This window comes from Amycolatopsis samaneae (assembly GCF_039541975.1).
GTDB classification, from domain to species: Bacteria; Actinomycetota; Actinomycetes; order Mycobacteriales; family Pseudonocardiaceae; genus Amycolatopsis; species Amycolatopsis samaneae.
Genome location: NZ_BAABHG010000008.1, coordinates 111,827 through 136,654, shown reverse-complemented (window position 1 = coordinate 136,654; position 24,828 = coordinate 111,827). Strand labels below are relative to the sequence as shown.

At 69.0% G+C, this 24,828-nt stretch carries 22 protein-coding genes and 1 tRNA gene; 3 read left to right on the top strand and 20 right to left on the bottom strand.

All coding sequences use genetic code 11. The features are described 5' to 3' along the window. Positions 1-61 precede the first annotated feature (61 nt). The 14 genes from rpoB to rplJ form a co-directional block, all read right to left on the bottom strand. Positions 62-3,565: a DNA-directed RNA polymerase subunit beta gene (rpoB, locus tag ABD987_RS21920; protein ID WP_345396579.1), complete on the bottom strand. Its 3,504-nt coding sequence runs from the start codon at positions 3,563-3,565 to the stop codon at positions 62-64. 668 nt (positions 3,566-4,233) lie between these two features. Then, the gene (locus ABD987_RS21915) at positions 4,234-5,088 is read right to left on the bottom strand and encodes a hypothetical protein (RefSeq protein WP_378214153.1); all 855 of its coding nucleotides are present in this window, start codon (positions 5,086-5,088) and stop codon (positions 4,234-4,236) included. A gap of 364 nt (positions 5,089-5,452) precedes the next feature. Then, positions 5,453-6,079 carry a hypothetical protein gene (locus ABD987_RS21910; RefSeq protein ID WP_345396576.1) on the bottom strand — a complete coding sequence of 209 codons (627 nt, stop codon included), beginning with the start codon at positions 6,077-6,079 and terminating at the stop codon, positions 5,453-5,455. Positions 6,080-6,115: 36 nt separating this feature from the next. Continuing rightward, complete coding sequence (locus ABD987_RS21905; protein ID WP_345396573.1) at positions 6,116-7,381, bottom strand: MlaD family protein; 1,266 nt, start codon at positions 7,379-7,381, stop codon at positions 6,116-6,118. Next, a complete protein-coding gene (locus ABD987_RS21900) occupies positions 7,381-8,628 on the bottom strand; it encodes an MCE family protein (protein ID WP_378273079.1) in 1,248 nt (415 codons plus the stop codon). The genes ABD987_RS21905 and ABD987_RS21900 overlap by 1 nt, the downstream gene beginning before the upstream one ends. Further along, positions 8,628-9,812 carry an MCE family protein gene (locus ABD987_RS21895; protein WP_345396567.1) on the bottom strand — a complete coding sequence of 395 codons (1,185 nt, stop codon included), beginning with the start codon at positions 9,810-9,812 and terminating at the stop codon, positions 8,628-8,630. Before ABD987_RS21895 ends, ABD987_RS21900 begins: the two co-directional genes overlap by 1 nt. Then, on the bottom strand, positions 9,809-10,795 hold the full coding sequence (locus ABD987_RS21890) for an MCE family protein (RefSeq protein ID WP_345396565.1): 987 nt from the start codon (positions 10,793-10,795) through the stop codon (positions 9,809-9,811). Before ABD987_RS21890 ends, ABD987_RS21895 begins: the two co-directional genes overlap by 4 nt. Further along, positions 10,792-11,823 (bottom strand): MCE family protein, encoded by a 1,032-nt coding sequence (locus tag ABD987_RS21885; RefSeq protein WP_345396562.1) that lies wholly within the window; start codon positions 11,821-11,823, stop codon positions 10,792-10,794. Before ABD987_RS21885 ends, ABD987_RS21890 begins: the two co-directional genes overlap by 4 nt. After that, positions 11,820-13,154 carry an MCE family protein gene (locus tag ABD987_RS21880; protein ID WP_345396559.1) on the bottom strand — a complete coding sequence of 445 codons (1,335 nt, stop codon included), beginning with the start codon at positions 13,152-13,154 and terminating at the stop codon, positions 11,820-11,822. Before ABD987_RS21880 ends, ABD987_RS21885 begins: the two co-directional genes overlap by 4 nt. Then, a complete protein-coding gene (locus ABD987_RS21875) occupies positions 13,151-13,987 on the bottom strand; it encodes an MlaE family ABC transporter permease (RefSeq protein WP_345396556.1) in 837 nt (278 codons plus the stop codon). The genes ABD987_RS21880 and ABD987_RS21875 overlap by 4 nt, the downstream gene beginning before the upstream one ends. A gap of 3 nt (positions 13,988-13,990) precedes the next feature. Beyond that, complete coding sequence (locus ABD987_RS21870; protein ID WP_345397492.1) at positions 13,991-14,743, bottom strand: MlaE family ABC transporter permease; 753 nt, start codon at positions 14,741-14,743, stop codon at positions 13,991-13,993. Between the two features lie 38 nt (positions 14,744-14,781). Continuing rightward, entirely contained in the window at positions 14,782-15,966 is a 1,185-nt protein-coding gene (locus ABD987_RS21865; RefSeq protein WP_345396553.1) for an ABC transporter ATP-binding protein, read from the bottom strand. Between the two features lie 468 nt (positions 15,967-16,434). Beyond that, entirely contained in the window at positions 16,435-16,821 is a 387-nt protein-coding gene (gene rplL, locus ABD987_RS21860) for a 50S ribosomal protein L7/L12 (protein ID WP_345396551.1), read from the bottom strand. A 48-nt stretch (positions 16,822-16,869) separates the two neighbouring features. After that, positions 16,870-17,418: a 50S ribosomal protein L10 gene (gene rplJ, locus ABD987_RS21855; RefSeq protein WP_345396549.1), complete on the bottom strand. Its 549-nt coding sequence runs from the start codon at positions 17,416-17,418 to the stop codon at positions 16,870-16,872. A gap of 395 nt (positions 17,419-17,813) precedes the next feature. Here rplJ and ABD987_RS21850 point away from each other — a divergent pair, with 395 nt between their 5' ends. After that, positions 17,814-18,749 carry a hypothetical protein gene (locus ABD987_RS21850; protein WP_345396546.1) on the top strand — a complete coding sequence of 312 codons (936 nt, stop codon included), beginning with the start codon at positions 17,814-17,816 and terminating at the stop codon, positions 18,747-18,749. Positions 18,750-18,822: 73 nt separating this feature from the next. On the opposite strand, the gene ABD987_RS21845 is transcribed toward ABD987_RS21850, so the two are convergent. The 6 genes from ABD987_RS21845 to ABD987_RS21820 form a co-directional block, all read right to left on the bottom strand. Continuing rightward, a complete protein-coding gene (locus ABD987_RS21845; protein WP_345396543.1) occupies positions 18,823-19,623 on the bottom strand; it encodes an alpha/beta fold hydrolase in 801 nt (266 codons plus the stop codon). A gap of 81 nt (positions 19,624-19,704) precedes the next feature. After that, on the bottom strand, positions 19,705-20,424 hold the full coding sequence (gene rplA / locus ABD987_RS21840; RefSeq protein WP_345396540.1) for a 50S ribosomal protein L1: 720 nt from the start codon (positions 20,422-20,424) through the stop codon (positions 19,705-19,707). A 78-nt stretch (positions 20,425-20,502) separates the two neighbouring features. Next, entirely contained in the window at positions 20,503-20,937 is a 435-nt protein-coding gene (gene rplK, locus ABD987_RS21835) for a 50S ribosomal protein L11 (protein WP_013222525.1), read from the bottom strand. 77 nt (positions 20,938-21,014) lie between these two features. Beyond that, on the bottom strand, positions 21,015-21,818 hold the full coding sequence (gene nusG / locus ABD987_RS21830; RefSeq protein ID WP_345396531.1) for a transcription termination/antitermination protein NusG: 804 nt from the start codon (positions 21,816-21,818) through the stop codon (positions 21,015-21,017). Positions 21,819-21,898: 80 nt separating this feature from the next. Beyond that, positions 21,899-22,327, bottom strand: a complete 429-nt coding sequence (gene secE / locus ABD987_RS21825; RefSeq protein WP_345396528.1) for a preprotein translocase subunit SecE — start codon at positions 22,325-22,327, stop codon at positions 21,899-21,901. 32 nt (positions 22,328-22,359) lie between these two features. After that, positions 22,360-22,432: transfer RNA gene (locus ABD987_RS21820), tRNA-Trp, on the bottom strand. Positions 22,433-22,629: 197 nt separating this feature from the next. Here ABD987_RS21820 and ABD987_RS21815 point away from each other — a divergent pair. Both ABD987_RS21815 and ABD987_RS21810 read left to right on the top strand, forming a co-directional pair. Continuing rightward, a complete protein-coding gene (locus ABD987_RS21815; protein ID WP_345396525.1) occupies positions 22,630-23,859 on the top strand; it encodes a pyridoxal phosphate-dependent aminotransferase in 1,230 nt (409 codons plus the stop codon). Beyond that, positions 23,856-24,746: a TIGR03619 family F420-dependent LLM class oxidoreductase gene (locus ABD987_RS21810; protein ID WP_345396522.1), complete on the top strand. Its 891-nt coding sequence runs from the start codon at positions 23,856-23,858 to the stop codon at positions 24,744-24,746. The genes ABD987_RS21815 and ABD987_RS21810 overlap by 4 nt, the downstream gene beginning before the upstream one ends. Positions 24,747-24,828 lie beyond the last annotated feature (82 nt).

Sequence of the window (24,828 nt, the reverse complement as noted above, 5' to 3'; positions counted from 1 at the left end):
AGAGGGGTTCTGGCGGGCGAGCCGGGGTCTGCGGGAGGCCGACCCCGGCTCAGCTCGCGGGTCAGTGCACGACGTCGTCCACCGAGGGCGACTCGTTGCGGGACAGGTTGATGCCGAGGTTCGCCGCGGCGCGCTCGAGGTCCTCGTCGTCGGAGTCGCGCATCTCGATGGCCGCGCCGTCGCTGGAGAGCACCTCGACGTTGAGGCACAGCGACTGGAGCTCCTTGAGGAGCACCTTGAACGACTCCGGGATGCCCGGCTCGGGGATGTTCTCCCCCTTGACGATCGCCTCGTACACCTTGACGCGGCCGACCACGTCGTCCGACTTGATCGTCAGCAGCTCCTGCAGCGTGTAGGCGGCGCCGTACGCCTGCATCGCCCAGCACTCCATCTCACCGAAGCGCTGGCCACCGAACTGCGCCTTACCACCCAGCGGCTGCTGCGTGATCATCGAGTACGGGCCGGTGGAGCGGGCGTGGATCTTGTCGTCGACCAGGTGGTGCAGCTTCAGGATGTACATGTAGCCGACCGAAACCGGGTACGGGTACGGCTCACCGGAACGGCCGTCGAACAGCGTCGCCTTGCCGTTCTCCTTGACCATGCGCTCACCGTCGCGGTTCGGCCTGGTCGCCCCGAGCAGCCCGGTCAGCTCCTCTTCCTTCGCGCCGTCGAACACCGGGGTCGCGGTGTTCGTGCCCGGCTCGACGTCGTAGAGCTCCTCGTTGAGGTTCTTCGCCCACTCCGGGTTGTTCTCGATCTTCCAGCCCTGCGAAGCCAGCCACCCGAGGTGCAGCTCCAGGATCTGGCCGATGTTCATACGACGCGGGACACCGTGGGTGTTCAGGATGATGTCGACCGGGGTGCCGTCCTCCATGAACGGCATGTCCTCGGCGGGCAGGATCTTGCCGATGACACCCTTGTTCCCGTGCCGGCCGGCGAGCTTGTCGCCCGGCTGGATCTTGCGTTTCTGGGCCACGTAGACGCGGACCAGCTCGTTGACGCCGGGGGGCAGCTCGTCGTCGTCCTCGCGGGAGAACACCCGGATGCCGATGACCTTGCCGGTCTCGCCGTGCGGCACCTTCAGGGAGGTGTCGCGGACCTCGCGGGCCTTCTCGCCGAAGATCGCGCGGAGCAGGCGCTCCTCCGGGGTCAGCTCGGTCTCGCCCTTCGGCGTGACCTTGCCGACCAGGATGTCGCCGTCGCGGACCTCGGCACCGATGCGGATGATGCCGCGCTCGTCGAGGTCGGCCAGGACCTCCTCGGAGACGTTCGGGATGTCCCGGGTGATCTCCTCGGCGCCCAGCTTGGTGTCGCGGGCGTCGATCTCGTGCTCCTCGATGTGGATCGACGTCAGCACGTCGTCCTGCACCAGGCGCTCGGAGAGGATGATCGCGTCCTCGTAGTTGTGGCCCTCCCACGGCATGACCGCGACCAGGAGGTTCTTGCCCAGCGCCATCTCACCGTTCTCGGTGGACGGGCCGTCGGCGATGACCTGGCCCTGCTCGACCCGGTCACCCTCGTTGACGATCGGCCGGTGGTTGAAGCAGGTGCCGTGGTTGGAGCGGCGGAACTTGTACAGTCCGTAGCTCTTCCGCGTGCCGTCGTCGTGCATGATCGTGATCAGGTCGGCCGAGAGCTCCTCGACGACACCGGCCTGCTCGGCGACCAGCACGTCCCCGGCGTCCACCGCGGCACGCAGCTCCACGCCGGTACCGACCAGCGGGGCCGAGTTGCGCAGCAGCGGCACCGCCTGGCGCTGCATGTTCGCGCCCATCAGCGCGCGGTTCGCGTCGTCGTGCTCGAGGAACGGGATCATCGCGGTCGCGACCGAGACCATCTGCCGCGGCGAGACGTCCATGTAGTCCACGTCGAGCGGGTCGATCAGCTCGACCTCGCCGCCCTTCCGGCGGACCAGGACGCGGTCCTCGACGAAGTTGCCCTCGTCGTCGATCGGCGCGTTCGCCTGCGCCTTGACGTAGCGGTCTTCCTCGTCCGCGGTCAGGTAGTCGACCTGGTCGGTGACCCGGCCCTCGACGACCTTGCGGTACGGCGTCTCGATGAAGCCGAACGGGTTGACCCGCGCGTAGGAGCAGAGCGAGCCGATCAGGCCGATGTTCGGGCCTTCCGGCGTCTCGATCGGGCACATGCGGCCGTAGTGCGACGGGTGGACGTCACGGACCTCCATGCCGGCGCGCTCACGGGACAGACCACCGGGGCCCAGCGCCGAGAGGCGGCGCTTGTGGGTCAGGCCCGACAGCGGGTTGTTCTGGTCCATGAACTGCGACAGCTGCGAGGTGCCGAAGAACTCCTTGATCGCCGCGCCGATCGGGCGGATGTTGATCAGGGTCTGCGGGGTGATCGCCTCGACGTCCTGGGTGGTCATGCGCTCACGCACGACGCGCTCGGTGCGGGAGAGGCCGACCCGGATCTGGTTCTGGATCAGCTCGCCGACGGTACGCAGGCGGCGGTTGCCGAAGTGGTCGATGTCGTCGACCTCGATCGGGATCTCGGTGCCGTTCTGCGCGTCCATCTTCTCCTCGCCCGCGTGCAGGCGGACGAGGTACTCGATGGTGGTGACGATGTCCTCTTCGGTCAGCGTCCCGGTGTCGTACGGCGTGTCGATGCCGAGCTTCTTGTTCAGCTTGTACCGGCCGACCTTGGCGAGGTCGTAGCGCTTCGGCTTGAAGAACAGGTTCTCCAGCAGCGTCTGCGCGCTCTCCTTCGTCGGCGGCTCGCCGGGGCGCAGCTTGCGGTAGATGTCGAGCAGCGCTTCGTCGGTGCCGGCGGTGTGGTCCTTCTCCAGCGTCGCGAGCAGCGTCTCCGAGAAGTGGAAGCGCTCGCGGATCGCCTCGGTGGTCCAGCCCAGCGCCTTCAGCAGCACGGTGACCGGCTGGCGGCGCTTGCGGTCGATGCGGACACCGACGGTGTCGCGCTTGTCGACGTCGAACTCCAGCCAGGCGCCACGGCTCGGGATGACCCGGACGTCGAACACGTCCTTGTCGGTCGTCTTGTCGACGTTGCGGTTGAAGTACACACCCGGGGAGCGGACCAGCTGCGACACCACGACACGCTCGGTGCCGTTGATGATGAAGGTGCCCTTGTCGGTCATCACCGGGAAGTCGCCGAGGAAGACCGTCTGGCTCTTGATCTCACCCGTGTTGTTGTTGACGAACTCCGCCGTCACGAAGAGCGGGGCGGCGTAGGTCATGTCCTTGTCCTTGCACTCCTCGATCGAGGCCTTGACCTCGTCGAAGCGCGGGTCGGAGAAGGACAGGGACATCGAACCGGAGAAGTCCTCGATCGGCGAGATCTCGTTGAGGACCTCCTCCAGGCCACCGACGGGGTTCTCTTCCCCCTCCTCGACGCGGCGCTGGAACCACGCCTCGTCGCCGGTGAACCACTCGAAGGAGCGGATCTGGACGTCCAGCAGGTTGGGGGTGCTGAGGGGTTCGCGAATCTTTGCGAAGGAAACCCGCTTGGGCGCGCCGGGGATTCCCGTGGACTCCGAGCGAGATTCAGCCGAGGTGGTCGCAGCAGTGGCCTGGTTCGCGGGAGAGACTGCCAAGATGCGTCCTTCCGGGGACAATGAGCGGTGAGCAGCCGCCATAGCAACAGCTATCGCGGACTGTCAAGGGTGCCGTGTGCCCACTATCCTAACTACCGGCTCCGGGCAGCCTGAAAGAGGGCAGCGCAAAGAGGCAGTCTAGCCTGTATGACGCGATGTGTCCAGGGGGCGCTCCCGACGGGGCCCAGCCTGCATCTCAGCGTCTTCAGTTGCCTCCAGGCTTACCGGTTTCGTCCCTCCCGCAAGGGCTCCCGGTGTTGCCGTCGGGAGTAAGCGTGACCCCACGCGGCGCCGGAGTCAAGATGCCACACGGGGGTCGGCCCGGTTGGCGCAGTGTCGAAGAGGTTGCGCGGAGGGTGACCAGCAGGACGATCATCCTGGTTACCGCCGGGTACCCCGGAAAAAGCGCCGGACACGGCGGTGCGGTCCCCGGCTCCGGCCAGCGGGACACCCTCTCGGCCCGCTCCGCCGCCCCCGGTGAGAAAACTCATCCCCGTTCGCCGTGCGTCCCCCGCCGAGTGCGTTTAGCCCGCTAATTGCAGGTCGGGGCGGGGGCGGGCGGGAAGCGCGAAGGCCACCGCCCGGGGGGGGAGGAGCCGCGGGGGTGGCCTTCGTGGACGGTCGAGCACCCGGAGCGCGTTTAGCGGGCTAAACGCGCTTTGGGCGGGTTACTTGCTCGGGGGCGGCGCCGGGGCGGAGGACGCCGGGGGCTGCGACCCCTGCGGCGGCTGGGGCGCCGTGTAGGTGTCCATGTCGGTGATCTTCCACTTGTCACCCTGCAGCTGGGCGTTGACGTGCAGCTGCGCGCTGCCCGCCGTGGTCTTCTTCGTGTCCGCCCGCGTCGAGCTCTGGTCGACGAAGAGGATCACCTTCGCCAGCGACTCGTCGAGCATGATCACCGCGGTGCGGGTGACGTTGCAGGTGACGACCATCTTCTGCTGGGGGGCGAGCCGCTTCACCTCGCCCATCAGCGCGTTGTACTTCTCGCGGACCTCGTCGTTGGCCAGCAGGTCGTTCGCCGCGTCCTCGGTCTTCTTGATGTTGTTGTAGTCGTAGGAGAACAGCGCCCCGACCGCCTTCGACATCTGGTCCTTGACCTGCGCGGTCTTCGCGACGTCGAGCAGCGCGACGTTGTCCGTGGACTTCGCCGTCTCGTCCCCCTGGAGCTTGAAGACCACCGCCGCGGCCACGAGCAGCAGCCCGGCCACGACCAGCACCGCGGTGTACACGTACGCCTTCGGGAGGCCCGGCTTCGGCGGCTTGCCCGCGTCGACCGGCGTGCCGGCGGCCGCCGCCTCGGCCTCCTCGACGTCGGACGGCTTGGCCTCGCCCTCGTCGCGGGCCTTCCGCCGCGGGCTGGGCTTCGCGGTCCCGGCCGTGGTACCGGCCGCCTCCAGCTCGGCCGTCTCCGGCTCAGCGGGCTTCAACTCGGTGGTCTCCGGCTCGGCGACCTCGACCTCGGCCGTTTCCGGCTCCCCCGTCAGCGGGTCGGCCGTAATCGGCGCGGTGTCCGCGGCGCCCACCGGCTCAGCGGCCTCATCGGACCCAACAGCCTCGACCGAACCAACCGCCTCGGTCGGCTCGACAATCTCAGTGGCCTCATCGGACCCAGTAGCAGCCTCGGCCGTCTCCGCGGAGTCGACGGGCTCGGCCGTGCCGGCCAGCCCGGTGGTCGCGGGGACACCGGCCTCCGGGAACCGCGAAGGCCGCGGGGTCGGACGCGGCCGGGGCGCCGGTGACGCCGTCTCCTCGGTGGAGGCGGGCGAGGACGGAGCGGAGGGGCCGGGGGACGGCTTGCGCAGGCCCGCGACACGCGGCCGGCGGGCCGGCGGGGTCGAGCGGGGCTGACGACGAGAGGGGGGCAAAACAGGCTCCGTTCTGGTGCGGCTACTGACCGGCGGCGACGAGCGGCACGTTGTCGATGCCGGCCAGCTTCCAGTCCTGGCCGACCCTGGTCATCGAGACTTCGAGCCGCAGCGCCTTCCCGCTGGACTTGTCGCCCTGGGTGACCTGGGTGGTGATGGCGGCGAGGAAGCTGGCCTTGCCCTCGTGGTCGTCCAGCTCCTCCACGCCGATGTCCTGCACGGTCGTGGCGACCTTGGTCTTCGCCTCCGACAGCGCCTTGCGGTAGGTCGGCTCCAGCTGGGTCAGCTGCTTGGCCATCTCGTCGCTGGAGACGGCCTTCTGCCGGGCGAAGAACCCGTCCAGGTTCTGGTAGTCGACCTCGGTGTAGGCCTTGATCGCCGCCGTCCCGGCCCGGACCACCGCGTCCCGGGACTGCGCGAGGTCGACGTTGTCCCCGGAGGACACGACCCACCACCGGACGCCGAACACGGCCGCGGCGATCAGCGCGGCCAGCGCGAACGCCGCCGCGCCGTACACCAGCAGCGGCGAGGGAGGCCGCCGCCGCGCGACGGCGGGCTCGGGGGCGGGGTCGGCGGTGGCGACCGGTCCGGGCGCGGCGCCGTTGGGTTCGGTCCCGGCGGTCACGTCCGAAGGTTCGTCCACAGTCATGACACTCCAGCGTAGGTAGCGGTCATCAAATCGCTGTCAGGCGCCCACGCCCAGCAGCGAGGCGAGGCTGTTGAGGCTGACACCGGGGCTCCCGGCGATGCCCGGCACCTGGGCGTTGCGCTGATCGGCGAGCTCCTGGTCGGGACGGCCGGCGTTCGCCTTGACGTCGGCGTCCGATGGCGCCACCGGCACCCCGTTGTACGGCGCGTTCTGCGAACCGCGCACGTTGATCGGGCTGCCCTTCGGCTCGGCGCAGTAGGCGTTCTCCGCCCCCGGCCGCGGCGTCAGGTCCGAACCCGGCCGGTAGTCCTTATAGGGCAGGTAGCCCTTGGTGCACGCGGGCGGGTCGAACAGGTTCAGCACCAGCCCGAGGTGCGCGGTGCCGTCGCCGGGCGCGACGCTGCGAGCCGCGCCGACCAACGCCGGGTAGGTCACGAGGACCTGTTCGACGCCGTCGAGCCGGGTCGAAAGCAGGTTCGACGTGGTGAGCAGGTTCGCCGTCAGCGCGCCGAGCCCCGGTCCCGACTCGTTCAGCACCTGGCTGACCTGGTTCGCGACCTGCGGGGTGATGCCGATGAGCTTGCGCAGGTCACCGTCGGAGTTCTTCAGCGTCCCGGTCAGCTCGTTGAGGCTCTTGCTGAACGACGCCATCGAGCTCGACTCGGCGTTCTGGGTGTCCAGCACCTTCCCGCCCGCCTGGAGCAGTTGCACCGTCTGCGGCAGGTACTTCTGCGCGGTGCTGGTGAAGCCGCGCGCGGTGTCCATCAGCCGTTGCAGGTCGGGCCCGGTGCCGGCGAAGGCGTTGTACGACTCGTCGACGACCTTGCGCAGCGAGTCGGTCGGCACCGAGGTCGCGAGCGAGTCGAGGTCGCCGATCAGCTCGTTGGTGCTGACCGGGACCTTCGTCTTCGCCGCCGGGATGACGGCGCCCGACGCGAGGTACGGGCCCTTGTCCGCGGCGGGCTGGAGGTCGACGTACTGCTCGCCGACCGCGGACCGGTTCGCCACGACGGCCTTCAGGTCGCCGGGGATCCGCGGCGCCGACGGGTCGATGTTCAGATCCGCTTCCAGCCCGGTCTTGGTCAGCCGGAGGTCACCGACCCGGCCGACGTTGAAGCCGCGGTAGGTCACCTCGGCGTTGGTGAAGATGCCCCCGGACTCGTTGAGCTGGAGCTTCACCGTGTACCCGCTCTGCCCGAACACCTGGCCCAGCCCGGCGAAACGGATCAAGGCGTACACGATCGCCACGACCGCGATGATCGCGAAGGCGACGAGCTGGATCTTCGTCCTGCGGACCAGCATCAGCCGGCACCTCCCGACAGCAGCCCGAAGATCCCGGCGACGCCCGTCTGCTGCGGTGACGGCTGACCCGGTGTGCCCCGCACCGGCGCGGACTGGCCCTGTCCGCCGGGGATCGGCAACGGTGGCGGCTGGTTCGCGGGCGTGCCGGGCACCCCGCCGGTCAGGCCCGGCACCGGCACCAGGTCCTTCAGCCCGTTCTGCCTGCTGCGGCCCAGGTTGTCCATGATGTCCTTCAGGTTCAGGTCGACCTTCAGGAACAGGTTGAAGTAGTCGCCCTTGACGTCGTCGACCGCCTGGTCGCTGAACGGGAAGGTCAGCATCAGCTGCAGCGCCTTCGGCAGGTTGGTGCCCGCCTCGCCGAGCTTCTGCAGCGTCGGGGTCAGCGCCTTGAGGTCGGCGACGAGGTTCGCCTTGCTCTTGTTCACCGTGTCGGTCGCGACGCCGGAGAGGTTGTTGAGCGCGTTGAGCATGCTCACCAGCTGGCCGCGCTGCTGCTCCAGCACGCCGAGGCCCGGCCCGAGGTTGTCGACCGCGCCGACGAGCTTGTCCTTCTGCCCGCGCAACGTGCTCGACAGCCGGTTCAGCCCGTCGATGGCGCGGGTGATGTTCGCCGACTGGGCGTCCAGATTGGACACCAGCTCGTCGGCGTTGTGCAGCAGCGCCTTGATCTCCGGCTCCCGGCCGGCGGTGACGTTGTTGAGCTCCTTGGTGATCGTGTTCAGCTGCGCCACGCCACCGCCGTTGAGCAACATCGACAGCGCGCCGAGCACCTCTTCGACCTCGACGTCGCGCCCGGTGCGCTCCAGCGGGATCGTCGCGCCGTCGGCGAGCTTCCCCGCCGCGCCGTCACCCGGCGAGGACAGCGACACGTACTTCTCGCCGAGCAGGCTCGACTGGCGGACGCCCGCCATCGCGTTGGCCGGCAGCTTGACGTCGCCGTTGACCTTCACGGTGACCTGGGCGTGCCAGCCGTCCGGGGTCAGCCCGATCGACTCGACCCGCCCCACCGGCACGTCGTTGACCTTCACCCCGGACTGCGGGACGAGGTCGAGGACGTCGGAGAACTGGATCTTGACCGTGTACGGGTGGTTGCCGAGTTCGGCGCCGCCGGGCAGCGGCAGGTCGTAGATGCCGCTGAACCCGCAGCCGGACAACGTCAGCGCGGACACCACGGCCAGCGCGCCCGCCTTCACCGCCCGGGACCGCCGGGGCCGCTGAGACCGTCGAGACTGCTGAGACCACCGCATCACTTGGCCTCCGGAGAACCGTAGAGCTGGCCAGCCAGCGGGAGCGGCAACGGCGGGAGCTGACCGTTCTGCAGCGAGTGGATCACCTGCGCGACCGAGGGCAGCGGGACGAGCCCGTCGAGCACCCCGGCGATCGACTTGCACGCGTCGCCGAGCGAGGCGAGCGCGGCGGGCGACTGCTTGAGCAGGTTGCACACCATGACCAGCGGCGGCTGGGTCAGCTCGTTGAGCAACGGCCGCGCGTCGAGCGTGCCCGACGAACCGTTGTAGGTGTTGACCAGGTTGGACAGGCCGAGCGGGGCGACGTCGAGGGTTTCGGCGAGCGCGCTGCGCTGGTCCACCAGCACCTTCGTCACACTGGCCAGTTTGTCCACATTGGACTTGACCCGGCCGCGGTTCTGCTCGATGAACGACTGCACCGAGGTCAGCGTGTTGCCGAGCTGGCGGACCGTGGCGGCGAGATTGTCCTTCTCCCCCGCCAGATAACCGCTGACGTCGGCCAGCTGCCGCTCGAACTGGCGGACCTGTCCGTCGCTGTTGACCAGCGTCTGCGAGAACTGGCCGAGGTTCTCGACGGTCTTGAACAGGTCGCCGGAGTTGCCCTGCAACGTCCCGGCCGCCTGCCCGAGCTTCGTGATCGTGTCGTGCAGCGCCTGGCCGTTGCCGTCGACGTTCTTCGCCGCGGTGTTCAGCAGGTCCGACAGCGAGCCGTTCTTGTTCGCGCCGTTCGGGCCGAGCGACTTGCTGACCTTCGAGAGGCTCGACGCGAGCTGGTCGACCTCCAGCGGCACCTCGGTGCGGTCGAGCGGGATGACCGCGCCGTCGCCGATGCGCGGGCCGCCGGTGTAGGCCGGGGCGAGCTGGACGTAGCGGTCGCTCACCAGCGACGGCGACACGATCAGCGCCTTCGCGTCGGCGGGCACCGGGACCGACCGGTCGTATTGGAGGTCGACCTTCACCTGGTTGCCCATCGGCTGGATCTTCGTGATCGTGCCGACGTCCACGCCCAGCATCTTGACGCTGTTGCCCTCGTACAGGCCGACGGTCCCGGCGAAGTAGGCGGTCAGGTGGGTACGCCCGGCGTCCTTGAGCGTCCACCACAGCGCGCCGGCCACGACGAGCGCGAGCACGATGGCGACCGTGAAGCCGCGGATGAGGGCCTGTCCGAATCGGGTGTCACTCATTTCGCGTAGCACCCCTGTTCGTTGATCGGCCCGAACGAGGGCAGCACCAGACCGCAGATGTAGTTGTCGAACCAGTGCCCGTTGCCGACGGTGTTGGTGAACACCCGGATGAACGGCGCGAACTTCGCGATGCCCTGCGCGAGCGAATCCTGGTTGCGCTGCAGCATCGAGGTGAGCTGGTCGAGCTGGGTGAGCACCGGGTCGAGCTGCTTGTTGTTGTCGTCGACCAGCCCCTGCAGCTGGGTGGCGAGCTTCTTGGAGCCCTCCAGCAGCGCGGAGATCGCGGACTCGCGCCGCGAGATCTCGTCGAGCAGCTTGTTGCCGTCGCCCAGCAGCTTCTGCACCTCGGTGTCCCGGTCGACCAGGGTCTGGGACACCTGGCGGGTGTTGGCGAGCAGGTTCGACAGCTGCTGGTCGCGCGAGGCGATGGTGTCCGACAGCCGCGACAGCCCGGACAGCGCGCCCTTCACGTCCTTCGGGGTGTTGGCGAAGGTCTGCGAGATGGCGTCGAAGCTCTTCGCCAGCTGGCTCGTGTCGATGTTGTCGACCGTGGTGGACAGGCCGCGGAACGCGTCCAGCACGTCGAACGGCGACATCGTCCGGTCGCGGGGGATCGTCGCGGACGGGTTCTGCGTGCCCTGGCCCTGCGGGTCCAGCGCGAGGTACTTCTGGCCCAGCACGGTCTTGATCTTGATCGCCGCGTTGGTCTTGTCGCCGATCCAGGCGTCCTTGACCTTGAAGGACACCTTGACGTTGGCGCCGTCGAGCTTGATGTCGGACACCTTGCCGACCTTGACCCCGGCGATGCGGACGTCGTTGTCCTTCTGCAGGCCCGCGGCCTCGGCGAAGGACGCGCTGTAGGTGGTGCCGCCGCCGATGACCGGCAGGCTGTCGGAGTTCAGCGCGGCGATGAAGCCGAGCACGAGCACCGTGAGGCCGGCGAGGGCGATCGGGACCGGATTGCGCTTCTGGAACGACTTCATCCCTGACACCTCGACCGGTTGGCCGGCAGCAGCGGGACGTCGATCGGTTCGTTGATCAGCGGAGGCAGGGCCACGCTTCCCTTCACTTCACAGGCGAAGAAGTTGAACCAGGACCCGTAGTCCGCGGTGCGCGTCAGTGCGGAGACCTTCTTCGGCAGGAGCTGGATGAAGTGCTCCATCAGCGGCTCGTTCTCGTTCAGCTTTCCGGCGAGCGTGCCCAGCGCGGCGATGTCGTCCTTGAGCGGCGCGCGTGCCTCGGACAGCAGCCCGGAGGTCGATTCGGCGAGGGTGCCCAGGCCTTCGATCGCGTCCCCGATCGGCTTGCGGTCGGCGGCGAGCCCGGAGACCAGCTGCTGCAGCTTGACGATCAGGTCGTTGAGCTGCGGCGTGTGCGCGTTGACGGTGTCGAGCACCGAGTTGAGGTTATCGATGACCTCGCCGATCACCTTGTCCTTGTCGGCGATCGTGGTGGCCAGCGAGGCGGTGTGTCGCAGCAGGCTTTCCACCGTGCCGCCCTCGCCCTGGAGAACCTGGATGACCTCGTAGGACAGCTTGTTGATGTCGTCCGGGTTCAGCGCGGTGAACAGCGGTTTGAAGCCGTTGAACAGCTCGGTGAGGTCCAGCGCGGGCGTGGTGTGCTCCAGCGGGATGGTCCCGCCGGGCTGTAGCGAGCCGCCGCCCATCGGGCCGCCCTGCGACAGCGAGACGTAGCGCTGGCCGACCAGGTTGCGGAACTTGATCTGCGCGGTGACCCCGGCCGGGAGCTTGATCCCGGAGTCGACCTCGAAGTCGACCTGTGCCTGGCGCCGGTCGACGATCTTCACGTCCTTGACCTGGCCGACGCGGACGCCCGCGATGCGGACGTCGTCGTTGGGCAGCAGCAGCGTCGCGTCGGTGAAGCGAGCCTGATAGCCCTTGGTGCTGGTGTTGTTCATGTTCGCGATGCTCAGCCCGAGCACCGTGGTGAACAGCACCGTGACCACCACGAAGGCGCCCAGTTTGAGCAGCGGTGCGAGCAGTCCCCTCACTGGACGGTCACCTCCGCGCCCCGGTAGAGCGGGCCGACCAGCAACGAGCTCCAGCCGGGGACCGCCGCGGCGTCCATCCCGACCTGCGGGCCGATCAGCTGGGACAGGAAGTCGTGCTCGGCGCCGGTGTAGGCCGGGTTACCGGCCGGGGTGCCGCCGCCGTTGAGGCCGACGGCGTCGCCCTTGAAGTTCGCCGGGTTGAGGCCCTCGCTGACCGAACGCGGCGGCGGGGTCTGGGTGGTGCCGTCCTTGAACGGCCCGTCCGGCGGCTCCTGCGGAAACGGGTTCGGCGGGTTCTTGAAGTCGTAGCAGCGCGGCCCGCGCTTGTCCTCGAAGCGAGGCTCGTCCTTACCCGGCTTGTACGGGCCGCGGTTGACCACGACCTCGAGCGTCGCGTGCAGACCCGGTTTCCCGGTGCCCTTGCCGAGCGCCTGGTCGACCAGCGGCACGATGCCCGCCATCCCGTTGATCACGCACGGGTACTCGGGCGAGTACTTCGCGAGCAGTTCGGCGGTGGGCCGCGCCGACTTCGCCAGGCTGATCAGGTTCGCGGAGTTGTTCTGCAGGAAGGTCTGCAGGTCCACCGAGGCCTGGCCGAGGTTGTTGTACAGCGTGGACAGGTTCTGCCGCTGGTCGGCGACCGTGCGCGTGGTGGTGCTCAGGTTGTCCAGGCTCTGCACCAGGTCCGGCGCCGCGTTGCCGAGGTGACCGGAGAACTCGGTGAGGGCCTTGAGGTTGTGCTGCAACTCCGGCTCGTGCGGGTTCAACTGTCCGATGTAGTCACCCAGCTGGGACAGCGTCTGGCCGAGCTGGTCGCCGCGGCCGGAAAGCGCGGTGGAGATCGCGGTCAGCGTGCTCGACAGCTTCTGCGGCTGGACCGCCTGCAGCACCGGCATCAGATCGCCGAGCGCCTTGCTCAGCTCGATCGCGGTGGCCGAACGGTCCTGGGCGATCGTGTCCCCGCTGGCGATCGTCTTCGACGACGGATCGGCCGGGATCTCCAGCGACACGAACCGCTCGCCGAACAACGTCTTCGGCAGGAACCGCGCCGAGACGTTCGCCGGGATCAGCTTCGCCGACTCCGGCTTGAGCGCGAGCGTCAGCTCCGCGCCGTCGGTGGTGGCCGCGATGTTCTTGACCGAACCCACGATCAGCCCGCGCACCTTGACGTCGGACTCCTCCAGCAGCTGGTTGCCGACCGTGTCGGCCTTCAGCTTGACCGTGACCACGGACGTGAACGCCTTGTCGTAGAGCGCGATACTCAGCGCGACGCCGCCGACGAGGACGGCGACCAGCAGCAGACCCAGCAGCCTGCGCCTGATGGTGCTCATCCCGCGATCCTCACCGTGACGTCGGTTCCCCAGATGGCGAAACCGATGAAGAAGTTCATGATCGAAACCGTGACGATGGACAGCCGGACCGCCTTGCCGACGGCGACGCCGACACCGGCCGGTCCGCCCGTCGCCCGGTACCCGAAGTAGCAGTGCGACAGAATGATCAAGACGCTGAACAGCAGCACCTTGATGAACGAATACAGCACGTCCTGTGGTGGTAGGAACAGGTCGAAATAATGGTCGTAGGTTCCCGCTGACTGGTTGTAGATGTAGATAACGACCAAGCGTGACGCGAGATACGAGCTCAGCAGGCCGATGATGTAGAGCGGGATGACCGCGACGAACCCGGCGATGATCCGCGTGGTGACCAGGTAGGGCAGGCTCGGGATGCCCATGACCTCCAGCGCGTCGATCTCCTCGGAGATCCGCATCGCGCCGAGCTGCGCGGTGAACCCGGCGCCGACGGTGGCCGAGAGCGCGAGCCCGGCCACCAGCGGGGCGATTTCCCGGGTGTTGAAGAACGCGGTCAGGAAGCCGGTGAAGGCCGAGGTGCCGATCGAGTTCAGCGCCGAGTAGCCCTGGAGGCCGACCAGCACACCGGTGAACAGCGTCAGGCCGACCATCACGCCGACCGTGCCGCCGATGACCGCGAGCGAACCGGACCCGAAGCTGACCTCGGCCAGCAGCCGCAGGACTTCCTTGGTGTAGCGGCGCAGCGTCCGCGGCGTCCACAGCAGTGCCCTGCCGTAGAACGACATCTGGTCGCCCAGCGAGTCCAGTGTCTGCAAAGGACGGTTGGCGACGCGTTTCGCGCCTTGGAGGAACGTCATGCGCTAGTCCAGCTTTCCGGGCACGATCTGCAGGTAGACCAGCGTGATCACGAAGTTGACGACGAACAGCAGCAGGAACGTGATGACCACCGACTGGTTCACCGCGTCCCCGACACCCTTCGGCCCGCCGGAGGGGTGGAGCCCGCGGTAGCTGGCGACCACCGCGGCGATGAAACCGAAGATGAGCGCCTTGAGCTCGCCGACCCAGAGGTCGGGCAGCTGGGCCAGCGCGGAGAAGCTCGCCAGGTACGCGCCCGGTGTCCCGCCCTGGAGCACGACGTTGAAGAAGTAACCGCCGAGCACGCCGATGACGCTGACCATGCCGTTGAGCAGCAGCGCCACCAGCATCATCGCGAGCGTGCGCGGCACGATCAGGCGCTGGACGGCGGAGACGCCGAGCACCTCCATCGCGTCGATCTCCTCGCGGATCGTCCGCGCGCCGATGTCGGCGCAGACAGCGCTTCCGCCCGCGCCCGCGACGAGCAGCGCCGTCACCAGCGGGCTCGCCTGCTGCACGGTGGCGAGCACCGAACCGGCGCCGGTGTAGGACTGCGCGCCGAGCTGGCGCGCGAGCGAACCGAACTGCAGCGAGATGACCGCGCCGAACGGGATCGCGACGAGCGCGGTCGGCAGGATCGTCACGCTGGCGATGAACCACGCCTGCTGGATGAACTCACGCAGCTGGAACGGACGCTGGAAGACGCCCCGGACGATGTCCAGGCCGAGGGCGAACAGGTTCCCGGTCTGGCGCAACATGCCGAGACCGGGAATCTTCGCCGGTGTCGCGGTCGAACTCACCCGGACTCCTGATCACCACGCGGACGCATCCGGTGCGAACCCTGTCTGGGCTGCCCGCCGTCCCAGCCGTTGCCGGGCAGCTGGGCGACCTGGTCGGCCGGGAGCTGGCCCTGGTGGTGGCTCGGCATCGAGCCGGTGTCCGGCCCGCGTGTGCCCGCCGGGACCAGCATGTGCGGGTGGACGCCGTAGCGCTGTTGTTCCTCGGGGGACAGCGACTCGATGATGCCCTCCTGGGCGGCGGGCGGGAGGGTGTGCAGGATCTTCATGACCCGGTCCTTGCGGCGCCGCTCGCCGGTACGGGCGGGCACCCCGGGGCTGACCTGCATCTGCGGCACGACACCGCGGACGTCCTCGTCGATGCTGCCGTCGGCGACCCCGGCGGCGGCCTCGGCCTCCTCGCGGGCCATCGTGGCGCTGTCCTTCTCCTCGGACATGCCGATCGGGCCGCGCTTGCGGCCGTTGAGGAACTGCTCGACCACGGGTTCGTCGCTGGTCAGCAGCACCTCGCGCGGGCCGAACATGACCAGCTCCTTGCGGAAGAGCATGCCGAGGTTGTCCGGCACCGTGCGGGCCAGGTTGATGTTGTGCGTGACGATCAGGAAAGTCGCGTCGATCTGCGCGTTCACGTCGAGGAACAGCTGCGAGATGTAGGTGGTGCGAACCGGGTCCAGGCCCGAGTCCGGCTCGTCGACCAGGATGATCTGCGGGTCCAGCACCAGCGCGCGGGCCAGCCCGGCACGCTTGCGCATCCCGCCGGAAATCTCGCCGGGGAGCTTCTTCTCCGCGCCGGCCAGACCGGTCATTTCGAGCTTCTCGAGCACGATCTGACGGACCTCGGTCTCGGACTTCTTGGTGTGCTCGCGCAACGGGAACGCCACGTTGTCGAACAGGTTCATCGACCCGAACAGCGCGCCGTCCTGGAACAGGACTCCGAACAGCTTCCGGATCTCGTACAGCTTGTGCTCGGAACAGGTGACGATGTCCACCCCGTTGATCACACAGCGGCCGCGCTCCGGCTTGAGCAGCCCGATCATCGACTTGAGGAAGACCGACTTGCCGGTCCCCGACGGCCCGAGCATCGCCGACACCTCGCCAGGAGGCAGGGTCAGCGTGACGTCCCGCCAGATGGCCTGCTTACCGAAGGACTTCGTCAAGCCCTCGATGACCACCTCGGCACCCATCGCACCTCCAGGAGCTGTTCCGCGTCATTGCGCGCCCGCCGCCTCGCGCCACTGGCGGCGAAACCCGCGAACGCGCCTCGATCCCGCGTCAACCAGGTGCAACGAGCTGAGTGCGAACAGGTTACTCACCAGTTTTCTTTTCTGGCCAGCCCCAAGGTCATCGTCATCTCGCCGTGACCCGCCGGACCACACCCCCGGCGAGGACCCCGGCCGAGGCGCAGGACGCACCGTAGTCCACCTGTCCCCTCCCCGCAGATCGACCGCCCCGGCCGAGTGCGTTTAGCCCGCTAAACGCACTCGGCGAAGGCCCCTCGAGTGCAGTTAGCGGGCTAAACGCGGTCGTTGCCCGCGCGGGCAGTGAGCGTTGACAACGAATTGGCGTCGTGCCCGGACCATGACGAAGGGGCGGGCATCCGAGATGGATGCCCGCCCCTTCGGCGGAACCGCTAGGCGCTCACGCGCCCGAGATCACTTGATGGCGATCTTGGCGCCGGCGGCCTCGAGCTTCTCCTTGGCGGCCTCGGCGGCCTCCTTGTCGACCTTCTCCAGGAGGGCCTTGGGGGCGCTCTCGACGAGCTCCTTGGCCTCCTTCAGGCCCAGGCCCGAGACGACCTCACGGACGACCTTGATGACCTGGATCTTCTTGTCGCCGGCCGACTCGAGGACGACGTCGAACTCGTCCTGCTCCTCGGCGGCGGCCGGGGCGGCGGCACCCGGGGCGGCGGCGACGACCGCGGCCGGGGCGGCGGCGGTGACGTCGAAGGTCTCCTCGAACTCCTTCACGAAGTCCGACAGCTCAAGAAGGGTGAGCTCCTTGAAGGCGTCGATCAGCTCGGCGGTGCTCAGCTTCGCCATGATGGCTTCCTCTCAGAAAACGAACGAAACGTTCGGGGGTGGGGTGGTTCAGCTCTCGGCGGGTGCTTCGGCTGCGGTACCGGATTCGCGCTGCTTCTCCTCCAGCGCGGCGGCCAGGCGGGCGACCTGGGACGCCGGCGCCTGGAACAGCGCGGCGGCCTGGGACAGCTTCGCCTTGAACGCGCCGGCGGCCTTGGACAGCAGGACCTCGCGGCTGTCGAGGTCGGCGATCTTGCCGATCTCGTCGACGCTGAGGGCGCGGCCGTCCATGTAGCCGCCCTTGATGACCAGCGCGTTGTTTTCCTTCGCGAAGTCGCGAAGCGCCTTCGCGGCGTCAACCGGCTCACCCTCGACGAAGGCGATCGCGGTCGCGCCGACGAACAGGTCCTCGAGGCCCTCGACGCCGGCGTCCTCGGCGGCACGCTTGACGAGGGTGTTCTTCGCGACCCGGTACTTGGCGGTGGTGCCGAGAGCGCGGCGCAGCTGGGACAGCTGGGACACGGAGAGGCCGGTGTACTGGGTAACGACGGTGGCCGAGCTCTTGCGGAAGCTCTCCGCGATCTCGGCGACGGCCGCCACCTTGTCGGGCTTCGCCATGGTCGCCTCCTCTCTTGGCTAGTGTTTCCACTGGCCGAAGAGCCCTGAAACGACGAAACGCCCCAGCGCAGCAGACGCGGGGCGTGAACCACGGCGGATGACACCGCGGGGCGAGCCTCGTTCCTCCTGCGCGGGCCGCCCGCCATGCGGGGCCTTCGTTCCCCGCGCCCTGATGGGCGCCGGGAAGACCAGCGGTCTTCGGTAGAACCGTCAACGAGCATACGGCACCCCTCCACACCCCTTTCTCCCACCCCCACCTCCTCGGCGCCGTGACCTGCGGTTAGCGGGCTAAACGCGGTCCTTAGCGTGCCTAAGCGCCGCGTTTAGCCCGCTAACTGCACTTCACCGGGCGCCCAGGGGGTGGCGGAGGACACGCGGGGAGGCATCATGGTGACGTGGCGGAGCAGCGCGATGACGGACGGACGGGTGCCGAGCCCGGCACAGACCTCGAACCCACGGGCGCGGCACAACCGGCGCCGCCCGCCGCCGCACCGCAGCCACCCGCGCCCCAGCTCGACCCGCAGCAACTGCGCGAGTTCGAGCAGTTCAAACAGTTCCAGGACTATCTGAAGTTCACCCAGGCCCAGCAGGGAAACCAGCCCGCGCCGACACCGGAGGGCGGCCTGGTCCCCGCCCCGTCCCAGCAGCCGGCGGCCTACCAGGCCGCGCAGCCGCCCGCCCCGGTGGCGCCCCAGACCGGCCTACTGGTCCCCGCGGAGCGGTCAGGGCCGCGGACGCCACGCTGGCTGCGGCGGCTCGGCGGGAAGCTGCTCGGCTGGATTCTCGCGTTCGTGCTGCTCGCCGTCGCGGTCACCTGGGTCTACCACCAGTTCTTCCCGAGCGACGCCGGGAAGACCTCCGCGCAGATCGCTGCGGAGGGGGGCCACACCTATCACGCGACGCCGCTGCTCGCGAAGAACCCGTACGAGGCCGTGCGGTCGGTCTACGACGCGCTCGGCAAGGCGAACCCCAACCAACAGCAGCTGATGAGCCGGGCCTGCGGGCCGATGGACGAGGCGACCCAGCAGAAGTTCGCGCAGGACCTCGGCTTCCGGGACTGCGGCGAGGCGGCGGTGCGGCTCAGCGGCCAGGTCGAGCACGCGAGGATGAACGACTACATCAACTCCATCCCGCGCTACCAGTCGGACCAGCCGCTCGGCGAGCAGCTCACGATCAGCTCGTGCGCGTACCCCGTCAAGGGCGGCCCGTCGCTCGGCAGCTTCACGGTCAAGCAGGTCGAAAAGGGCCAGTGGCTCATCGTCGGCCACACCAACGAGCCGACCCCCTGCCCCGCCCCTGCCCCCAGCACCGCCCCACCCTCGACCCGCTGACCTGCATTTAGCGGGCTAAACGCACTTCCCGGGGCTCCGCCGAGTGCGTTTAGCGGGCTAAACGCACTCGGCGTCAGGCGCGGTGGGAGTGGGCGGGGTGATCGGCGGGGTGGGCGGAAAGGAAGTCCACCAGCGCCGTGGAGAAGGCGGGGTTCATCACCGCGGTCAGGTGATCGCCGGGGACCCGGACCAGTCGCGCGCCCGCGATCGCGGCGGCGAGGCGTTCCGGCTCGGCGGCGAGGGGATCCGACTCCCCGGCGAGCACGAGGGTCGGGACGCCGATCGCGGTCAGGTCCATCGGGACGTTCTTCGCGCCGCGCGCGACGGCGGCCAGCGCCAAGCGGTCACCTCGGACGAGATCGACCAGCGCGCGGAACGGCGCCGCGGCCGCCGGAACACCGGACGGATCGTCGGCCAGCATCGCCGACACGATCTCCTCGGGGTTCACGACCCGGGTGTCGACGCCGCCGAAATCGACGATCCCCGACCCGACGCCGCCGGTGGCCAGACACCGGACACGCTGGTCCGACGCGGTCGCCGCCAGCGCGATGATCGCGCCCATCGAATAGCCGACCAGCGACACCTCGTCGAGACCGAGCTCGTCGAGCAGCGCGGAGACGTCCAGCGCCATGGTGTCCTCGGTGTAGCGCTCCGGCTCGTGCGGCTTTTCGGACCGGCCGTGCCCGCGCGCGTCGAGCGCGATGACGGTGAACCCGGCCTCGCGCAGCGCCGGGACGACGCCGGGGCCGATCCAGTTCGCGTTCGTGTCGGCCGCGAAACCGTGCTGCAGCACCACCGGGCGCCGGTGCCTGCCATCGCCGTCCCACACCGTGTAGTGCAGCTGGAGCCCGTCGAACGTGGCGAATGTCGGCATGGGTCCATCAGACACGACGAAAGGGCGGCCCCGCGGAAAACGGGACCGCCCTTTCGCGTGATGTCCGACTCAGCCGGTGGATCAGACCGCCGCGTCCTCGCTGAGCAGGTTGCGCGTGCGCGCCGGGTCGACCGGGATGCCCGGGCCCATCGTCGTCGCGAAGGTGACCTTCTTCAGGTAACGGCCCTTCGCCGAGGACGGCTTGGCACGCAGGATCTCGTCCAGCGCGGCCGCGTAGTTCTCGACCAGCTTCTCGGTGTCGAACGAGGCCTTGCCGATCACCAGGTGCAGGTTGGCCTGCTTGTCGACGCGGAAGTTGATCTTCCCGCCCTTGATGTCCTGCACGGCCTTGGTGACCGCGGGGGTCACGGTGCCGGTCTTCGGGTTCGGCATCAGGCCACGCGGGCCGAGGATGCGGGCGATGCGGCCCACCTTGGCCATCTGGTCCGGCGTCGCGATCGCGGCGTCGAAGTCGAGCCAGCCACCCTGGATGCGCTCGATCAGTTCGTCGGTACCGACCGCGTCCGCGCCGGCGGCCTCGGCCTCGGCGGCCTTGTCGCCGACGGCGAAGACGATGACGCGAGCGGTCTTACCGGTGCCGTGCGGCAGGTTCACGGTGCCGCGGACCATCTGGTCGGCCTTGCGGGGGTCCACCCCGAGACGCATCGCGACCTCGACGGTCGCGTCCATCTTGGACTTGGAGGTCTCCTTGGCCAGCTTCGCCGCCTCGAGCGGCGCGTAGAGCCGCGCCTTGTCGATCAGCTCGGCGGCCTGGCGGTAGGCCTTGCTGTGCTTGGTCATGCTTCTGTCCTTAACTTCAGTGGATCAGTGTGGTGTCGAGCCAGCACCGGCTCTCCCACGTGGAGCTGCGAGAAGACGTCAGTCGACGACCGTGATGCCCATCGAGCGGGCGGTGCCGGCGATGATCTTCGCGGCCTGGTCGATGTCGTGCGCGTTGAGGTCGGTCTCCTTGGTCTTGGCGATCTCGCGGACCTGGTCCCAGGTGACCTTGGCGACCTTGGTCTTGTGCGGCTCGCCGGAGCCCTTCTCCACGCCCGCGGCCTTCAGCAGCAGCTTCGCGGCCGGCGGCGTCTTCAGCTTGAAGTCGAACGACCGGTCCTCGTACACGGAGATCTCGACCGGGACGACGTCCCCGCGCTGCGACTCGGTCGCGGCGTTGTAGGCCTTGCAGAACTCCATGATGTTCACGCCGTGCTGACCCAGCGCCGGGCCGACCGGCGGCGCGGGGTTGGCCGCACCCGCCTTGATCTGCAGCTTGATGATCGCCGCAAGCTTCTTCTTCTTGGGTGGCATTCCTGTTCCTGTCCTGTACTACGTTCCCCGCGCACCTGCCGTTGGCGCGGGGTGCTGCCGGCCGCGTACCGCGGTCGTCAGATCTTGGAGACCTGGGTGAACGACAGCTCGACCGGCGTCTCCCGGCCGAAGATCGACACCAGGACCTTCAGCTTCTGCCCGTCGACGTTGACCTCGGAGATCGTCGCGGGCAACGTCGCGAACGGGCCGTCCATGACGGTGACCGACTCGCCGACCTCGAAGTCGACCTCGACCGAGGACCCGCCCAGCGGCGCGGCGGCCGCGGCGGTCTCGCCCTTGCCGGCCTTGGCCGGGGCTTCCTTCTCGACCTGCGGCGCGAGGAACTTCAGCACGTCGTCGACGGTGAGCGGCGACGGGCGCGAGGTGGCGCCGACGAATCCGGTGACACCCGGGGTGTTGCGGACCGCGCTCCACGACTGGTCGTTGAGGTCCATCCGGACCAGGATGTAGCCGGGCAGCACCTTGCGCTGGACCTGCTTGCGCTGGCCGTTCTTGATCTCGGTGACCTCTTCGGTCGGGACCTCGATCTGGAAGATGTAGTCCTCGACGTCCAGGGTCTGGGTACGGGTCTCGAGGTTGGTCTTCACCTTGTTCTCGTACCCGGCGTAGGAGTGCACGACGTACCACTCGCCCGGCAGCGAGTTCAGCTCCGCGCGCAGCGCCGCGACCGGGTCGTCCGCCTGCTCGGCAGCGGCGGGGGCTTCGTCAGCAGCGGCGGCTTCGTCGACCTCTTCGCTGGCGGCGGGCACGTCGGCGGCCTCGGTGTCCACGGTCTCCTCGTCACCGAGTGCCGCGGGCACCTGCTCGCCGTCAAGCTCGGTCAGGTCCTGACCGGCTGCTGTGCCGTTGTCGGAGGTCACGTTCCGTCCTCTCAGTTGATCACTTGCCGTGTCCGGGCAGGCTGGCGCGGCTGCCTCCAGGCGCCGCGCCCGGCCGCTCGCTAGCCGAACACGAGCCCGATGACCTGCTTGAATCCCAGGTCAAGACCGCTCACCAGCGCCACCATGAACACCACGAAGATCAGCACCACCGCGGTGTAGGTGACCATCTGCTTGCGGTTGGGCCAGATGACCTTGCGCAGCTCCGCCCACACCTCGCGGATGAAGCGCAGGATCCGGGCGAACACCGAGGCCTTCTTCGGCTTGCGGTCCCGCTTCGGGGTCGCCGTCCCCTTGGCGTCCTTCGCTTTTTCGGTCTTGTCCCCGGCCTTGGCCGCCGGGCGGGTCTTGCCGTCCGAGCGCGCCTCGGACTTCCCGGACGGACGAGTGGACGCACGGCGTTCACGCCGGGCAGCGGCGGTGACCGGGCGGGACTGGGCCTCTGGTGCCTTGTCCTGCTCGTTTTCGCCGCTGGCGTCGCTGTCGCTCACGACCACTCCTCCGCTCCACCAGTTCCGTTGCGCAGGGGTGACAGGACTTGAACCTGCAACCTGCGGTTTTGGAGACCGCTGCTCTGCCAATTGAGCTACACCCCTGTGGAACACCGATCACTCGGAGCTCCGGAGGACGCATTCCATCATCCCCACCAACCAGGCGGGGTTGACCGTAGTGCGTTCCAAGTCCGGAAGTCTACGGCAAGCCCTCGGGTGCCTCGCAACCGCGCCCCTCAACGATCCCGATCATCGGGGAAACCCGCACGCGAAACGTCGTACCGCCGTGCCACGATGACCGCATGACCAGCCCCGGCAACGCCCCACGGCAACACCCCCGCGTGTCCGCGCGGATCGGCGGGATCACCCCGTCGGCGACCCTCGCGGTCGACGCCAAGGCACGCGAGCTCAAGGCGCTCGGCCGCCCGGTGATCGGCTTCGGCGCCGGGCAGCCCGACTTCCCCACCCCGGCGCACGTCGTCGAGGCCGCCGCCGCGGCGGTGCGCGATCCGGCCAACCACGGCTACACCGGTGCCGCCGGGCTCCCCGAGCTGCGCGAGGCCATCGCCGCGAAGACCGCGCGCGACTCCGGGCTCGTCGTCGAGCCCGCGCAGACGCTGGTGACCAACGGCGGCAAGCAGGCGGTCTATTCCGCGTTCGCCACGCTGCTCGACCCCGGCGACGAGGTGCTGGTCCCCGCGCCGTACTGGACCACCTACCCGGAGTCGATCCGGCTCGCCGGCGGCGTCGCGGTGCCGGTCGTCGCGGACGAGACCACCGGGTACCTGGTCGACGTCGAGCAACTCGAGGCCGCGAGGACACCACGGACGAAGGTGCTGCTGTTCGTGTCGCCGTCGAACCCGACCGGCGCGGTGTACCCGCGTGAGCAGGTCGAGGCGATCGGGCGCTGGGCGCACGAGCACGGCCTGTGGGTGATCACCGACGAGATCTACGAGCACCTGGTCTACGACGGCGCCGAAGCGCCGTCGATGCCGGTCGTGGTGCCTGAGCTGGCGGACCGGACACTGGTGCTGAACGGCGTCGCGAAGACGTACTCGATGACCGGCTGGCGGGTCGGCTGGATGACCGGTCCCTCGGATGTGATCAAGGCGGCCGCCGGGTACCAGTCGCACCTGTGCGGCAACGTGTCCAACGTCGCCCAGCGCGCGGCGCTCGCCGCGGTCGCCGGCCCGCTCGACGTCGTGCACGAGATGCGGGCCGCGTTCGACGGCAGGCGCAAGCGGATGGTTTCGCTGCTCTCGGCGATTCCGGGCGTCGAGATTCCCGTGCCACAGGGGGCTTTCTACGTCTATCCGTCGATGAAGGCGTTGCTGGGCAAGGAAATTCGCGGCGAGCGTCCGGAGGACACCGTGGCACTGGCGGATTTGCTGCTGCGCGAGGCCGAGGTCGCCGTGGTACCCGGCGAGGCGTTCGGCACCCCGGGGTACTTCCGGCTCTCCTACGCGCTCGGTGAGGACGCGCTCGTCGAAGGCGTCACCCGGATGGGTGAGTTCCTGGCAGAGGCCCGATGAAGCTCGGGCTGGCGCTGCCGCAGTACGGGAACCTGGCCGAGCCCGGCTCGGTCGCGCGCTTCGCCTCGGCCGCGGAAGAACTCGGCTTCGCGTCGCTGTGGGTGGGCGACCGCGTGCTGACCCCGAAGAACCCGTCGGACTTCTACTCCGGTGGCACGCCGGATCGGCCGTACCCGCCGGAGTTCACCCGGTTCGCGGACCCGTTCCTGACACTGGCCGCGGCGGCGGGCGCGACCACCACCGCGCGGCTGGGCACCAGCACGCTCGTCGCGCCGGTGTACTCGCCGGTGCTGCTGGCGCGGACGCTGACGACGCTCGATCTGGCCAGCGACGGCAGGCTGGACGCCGGTTTCGGCATCGGCTGGATGCGGGACGAGTACGCCGCGGCAGGGGCGTCGTGGGCGGGGCGCGGCAAGCAGCTGGACGAACTCCTCGACGTACTCGGGGAATTCTGGTCCGGCGCGCCCGCCGAGCGGACGAGCGCGCGGTGGCGGATCCCGGAGTCCACAGTGGACCTCCGGCCGGTGCAGCGACCCGGCCCGCCGGTCCTGCTGGGCGGGTCCTCGGAGACGGCGCTGCGGCGGATCGGGCGGCGCGCCGACGGCTGGCTCCCGGTGTGGCGGCCGCCGGGCAGGCTCGACGCCTCGTGGGCGGTCGTGGCGGCGGCCGCCGAGGAGGCCGGGCGCGACCCCGGCACACTGCGGCGCGTGCTGCGGCTCAACCCGACGCCCGGCACCGCGACGGGCAGTGTCGCCGACGCCGCCGCCCGGCTGGCCGAGACCCGCGACGCCGGGTACGAGGAGGCGTTCGTCGATCTGCACTACCTCGCGCGCGACGTCACCCACGCCCTCGACCTCGCCGCCGAGTTGCACGATCTCCTGAAGTGACACATCTCTCAAACCGTGGGAACGCTACCGCTCGGTAGTCCGGCGCGTCACCCGGATCGGCGAGGCGCGGAAGCCCGCGAAT

Coding starts and splice junctions, on each gene's coding strand:
- ABD987_RS21910 (WP_345396576.1), bottom strand. CDS start 6,079: ATGACTGTGGACGAACCTTCGGACGTGACCGCCGGGACCGAACCCAAC.
- ABD987_RS21905 (WP_345396573.1), bottom strand. CDS start 7,381: ATGCTGGTCCGCAGGACGAAGATCCAGCTCGTCGCCTTCGCGATCATC.
- ABD987_RS21900 (WP_378273079.1), bottom strand. CDS start 8,628: ATGCGGTGGTCTCAGCAGTCTCGACGGTCTCAGCGGCCCCGGCGGTCC.
- ABD987_RS21895 (WP_345396567.1), bottom strand. CDS start 9,812: ATGAGTGACACCCGATTCGGACAGGCCCTCATCCGCGGCTTCACGGTC.
- ABD987_RS21890 (WP_345396565.1), bottom strand. CDS start 10,795: ATGAAGTCGTTCCAGAAGCGCAATCCGGTCCCGATCGCCCTCGCCGGC.
- ABD987_RS21880 (WP_345396559.1), bottom strand. CDS start 13,154: ATGAGCACCATCAGGCGCAGGCTGCTGGGTCTGCTGCTGGTCGCCGTC.
- ABD987_RS21875 (WP_345396556.1), bottom strand. CDS start 13,987: ATGACGTTCCTCCAAGGCGCGAAACGCGTCGCCAACCGTCCTTTGCAG.
- ABD987_RS21870 (WP_345397492.1), bottom strand. CDS start 14,743: ATGTTGCGCCAGACCGGGAACCTGTTCGCCCTCGGCCTGGACATCGTC.
- ABD987_RS21865 (WP_345396553.1), bottom strand. CDS start 15,966: ATGGGTGCCGAGGTGGTCATCGAGGGCTTGACGAAGTCCTTCGGTAAG.
- rplL (WP_345396551.1), bottom strand. CDS start 16,821: ATGGCGAAGCTGAGCACCGCCGAGCTGATCGACGCCTTCAAGGAGCTC.
- rplJ (WP_345396549.1), bottom strand. CDS start 17,418: ATGGCGAAGCCCGACAAGGTGGCGGCCGTCGCCGAGATCGCGGAGAGC.
- ABD987_RS21845 (WP_345396543.1), bottom strand. CDS start 19,623: ATGCCGACATTCGCCACGTTCGACGGGCTCCAGCTGCACTACACGGTG.
- rplA (WP_345396540.1), bottom strand. CDS start 20,424: ATGACCAAGCACAGCAAGGCCTACCGCCAGGCCGCCGAGCTGATCGAC.
- rplK (WP_013222525.1), bottom strand. CDS start 20,937: ATGCCACCCAAGAAGAAGAAGCTTGCGGCGATCATCAAGCTGCAGATC.
- ABD987_RS21815 (WP_345396525.1), top strand. CDS start 22,630: ATGACCAGCCCCGGCAACGCCCCACGGCAACACCCCCGCGTGTCCGCG.
- ABD987_RS21810 (WP_345396522.1), top strand. CDS start 23,856: ATGAAGCTCGGGCTGGCGCTGCCGCAGTACGGGAACCTGGCCGAGCCC.